A 4311-nucleotide genomic window follows, 5' to 3' on the forward strand; every position below is an offset into this window, starting at 1 on the left:
TTGATTAGCAAGCGCGGTTTCATTTGAAATAGAAGAGATAATGGGGGTGTTGTTTGAATTTGTCATAATTAAAACCTTAACGTAAAATTGTTTGTTATTGACGCTCTTAACAAGCATCGGGCGCTAACAAACACGGCGTTAAGTCCGTTGCTTACACTTTTCCCATAAGGGTATTGTATGATGTAAGCACACCCGACAGAGTCATTATATGCTAATTAACACATAAAAAACAGCCAGTATTTTAAAAACATAGGAAAGGTTGTATCGTAACCTATCCGCTTAACGTAAAGTGTTTGTTAATCACTTGAATATTTATATAACAAAATACGTATTTATTGTCAAATAATATTTTATCTTTTTTGATATTTTTTTGTATTTTTTAAATACGTTGTGTATTGATAATATCTTATGATTATGAATTGCTTCTTTTATATTTATATGCGTTTAAAGCTATATTATGGGCTTTATGAAACGATTGCGTTATGTTTTGAATCTATACATCTATAATATTTAAAAAGGCTCTCATAGTGCGTATTTTTAACTTTATAACCTATCAGTTTTTTTCACTAAATGAATTTTAATTTTTTTGTGAATTTTTTTTATAACACATTTGCAACTTAACAGCTTTTTATAGAGATGGTCTTTATAACCAATGCATTCATTTGCATTATGATTATAAAACCTTGCTGTTTTTATGCATTCTCTATAGCTGTTATATGCTTTATAGCCACCGCATCATTTTTCATTTTCATAAGAGAAACGATAAATAGGATAATTACGATTTATAGACTGTTATGAAAACATCTCAATAGAAACTGATAATTATAGAGATGAGCAAAATCTCTTTTAATAGACCGTGTCAGTGTTGTCAGTTCCTTTTAAGAGCCTCTATTATTTTTTTTATGAGTAAAAATTAAAAACATTATATTTCAATAAGTTAAGTTTTATCAATTTTTCAAAATACAACTTATTAAAACAGCCATAACAAATAAATACAACTGTAAATATATATTTGTCAGTTTATGTCAGTACATTGAATCGACAAAAGTGATCATTTAGTGAATGATTAAAACATGTCTTATGAGAGTATGTGATCTTTTAAAGCCTTTCAAAAGAAAGGGATTATAATCATAATAAATGCTATCAAGACCATTATGGTTATGAGTTTTGGAGGTGCTTTTTACGCCCCCCTTTACATATTTTTCAATAAAAAATAAAATTTTATTATATTTCAATATGTTAACTTTTATCAAGTTTCCCAAAAAAACAACCTATATCAAAATACAACCTGTAAACTCAACTAATGCTATATGTTTTGTAGGGATTTTGGGGGTTTGAGAAACCTTCAAAACCTATAAGTAATATAAGAAAATGAATATACATAACTCTCTTTAAACAAAGCTTCTGATAACAATAAAGCACTCATTTTAGATTACGGTTTAATCTTTTAAAGGCAATGTAAAAGAAGCGTATTCACTTTAAGATGGGATTTCTTAAAAGTCTTAAAGCAATTCAAATAAGAGTATTTAAAAGTGCAAATGATTTCTTTTTAGAATAACGCATACAAATACTCCTTTTAAAGATTGTATGTAAGCAATTTATAAAGAGGGTATAGAACCTATAGGTTATAAGACCTTATACCCCTTTGTGAGGTTAACATGCCTATCATCTGAGCATGCCAAATCTATTCAGTTTCTCTCATTTCTAATTTTGGTAGTTTTTTTACGATTTTCATTGTTTCTAAACTTACGGTAATAACTCTTTGAAACAACTCTAGAGGGTAGGCAGGGTTGCCAATGGTTTCAACAGCATAGCGATTGGCATCATTGACAATGCCACTCTTTTTATCAGTCTTTACACATTGACGCCCCATAACCCATTCAAGAGCAGGTTTGCCATTGACGATATACTTATAAGCTTCAAGAGGGATATCTGTTATTGTGATATTGCTATTATAAAAAACAGTCGATTTATCCTTTTCCTTACTATTCTTAATTTTTGCGAATTTCATTTCAGTTACATAATAGAATTTTTCGGGATTAGAGATCTCTGTCTGTTTTGGATTACCCTTTTTAAAGGTCACGGGATAAGGCTCTACAGTTTCATAATTCACGTGCAAATGCCCTAGTTCACGTCCTTCTGTTACAAATTTCCAAAAGTCATCAGCACTCTTTACACACGGGATACGAGGCAATTCTTTAGAGAGGTTATCAGCATAACGGGCACGATAATCTTCCGAATGAAGTATACCGTAAACATAATAGAATAGATCATCCTTAGTGATTTTTTCATTAGGATAAGCTGCTTTAAAATGTGCTAGACCTTCATCAGTAATGGCATCACGCCTCTGTAAACCAGCTGTTGTGTTTTTCTCCGTAGAATGCGTAAATAAATGGGATTGTTTCTCACTTTTACTTTTTGAAACCGTAGTATCTTCGTAAATATAGCGTGGAAAACATTGACCTTTTTCTATTGAATCTAAATTAGGCAAAGCTTTAGTCATCAATACAGAAAAGTCTTTCTTTGCTCCTATACCTGTAATTTGTATCACCTTATTATCAACCGCTTGTCTTATCGGGAATATACGCGGCATTTGATAAACTGCTTCATTAAAGACGCTATTGTAATAAAGCCATTGTTGTGTAAAAGGACGGTATAGGCTTTGAATAAGGCATTTATCTTCAAATTCGGAAAATTTACCTCTTAATAATTCTCTCTTAAGAGTACTGCTCCAACTAATCTTTCTTACATCGGAATTGACGAAATCATTCACGACCTTTGCACGTGCTGTACGATCAGCATGTGAATAGGTATTATTTAAACGTTTTACCTCATTATTATAGAAGGCAGTCATGTTATTCATATTTTTCTTTACAGATTCACGGCTTGAGTTATACGTCCAAGCATCACGATTGGTTGAAACACCAAGAGAATAAGTTTCAAAGAGCTTTTTATCATGCCCCTTTTTGACACCCATAGCTAAGAATGTTTTGAAACTGTCATCACGTTGATCAAGCCAATCACTGTACTTATCTGGTGTAATTATTTGCCAACCTTGTTTGCTCCGTGTAATACCATCAATGCTACCAAGAGACTCTATTATTATAAGCTTTTCTTTTCTCGTGAGATAATCTCCAATATCACGAAAATATATCTTACCACGCTGTTGTGCATTTGGATTTTTTACGAGAATGGAAATCGCTATAGGGGCTCGAGATCCAGAACCAAAAATTTTACCACCTTCTTTTCGAGAAAGTTCTCCAGAAGTTCGTTGGTTACCCCGTAAATGGAAAATATAAAGGCTGCTAAATTCTTCAACGAGGCATTTGCGTAAACCATCCATAGAATGTCCAGTAATAAAACCGGCATTTGTGACAAAGCCGATTACCCCAGCATTATCAATACGGTCACTAGCCCAGCGGATAGCGCGGATATAACTATCATATAACTTTTGCGTACTAGTTGCTTTCGATTTAGCTATATAAGTCTCACGAATACGATCATCTAATATGGGATAAGATATATTGGGATTATTATCGTTTTCATTCTTTTGTCCTACCGAATAAGGAGGGTTACCAAAGATAACTTTAATATCCAGTTTCTTTTGATGCTCTAAATATTCACTGTTTTCCTCTAGTAAACCTTTCATCAAATCTTGTTTTTCAAGCATCCGAAACGTATCAGCCAAACCAATATGCTTGAATGGGATATAATTCCCTTTCATCAAACTATGATAGGTCGATTCAATGTTAATCGCTGCTATGTAATAAGCCAGTAAAACAATCTCATTGGCATGAATATCATGACGGAATTTATATTCCATATCCTCTGGTTTGATGAGATTGGATTGTAATAGCCGCGTGATAAAAGTACCCGTTCCGGTGAAAGGATCGAGAATAGAGACACCCCGTGACCCTAAGCTTTTGCCAAATTCATTGCGCAACACATCATCAACAGAATGAATGATAAAATCAACAATCTCAACGGGCGTGTAAACAATTCCAAGCTTATCCGTGGTTTTCTTAAATGCCTTGGCAAAAAAACTTTCATAAAGTTTGATAATAAGATTCTGTTTTGCATGAGTTTCCGTAATGCCTGCTGTACAGAACATGACACTTTTGTAAAATTTATCAAGATCTTTCGTTTTCTCTTCGATATTTGTTTTATCCAGTTCCGTTAAGATCTTGTCCATTGCTTGCGAAATGGCATTGTTCTGTACAAATTCATTACCGTCAAATAAAGCTTCAAACACGGGACGCGTGACAAGATGTTGCGCTAACATCTCAATCGCTTCCTCTTGCTTGATTTCAC

At 33.1% G+C, this 4311-nt stretch carries 1 protein-coding gene; it reads right to left on the reverse strand.

The window, feature by feature from the left end:
* Positions 1 to 1684: 1684 nt before the first annotated feature.
* Positions 1685 to 4311, reverse strand: a 2627-nt coding sequence (locus ACFINY_RS09440; protein ID WP_375701041.1) for a type ISP restriction/modification enzyme, incomplete at its 5' end; no start/stop codon positions are given.

Origin of the sequence: Bartonella sp. AA23NXGY, from assembly GCF_042197165.1 — a bacterium.
Taxonomy (GTDB): Bacteria; Pseudomonadota; Alphaproteobacteria; order Rhizobiales; family Rhizobiaceae; genus Bartonella.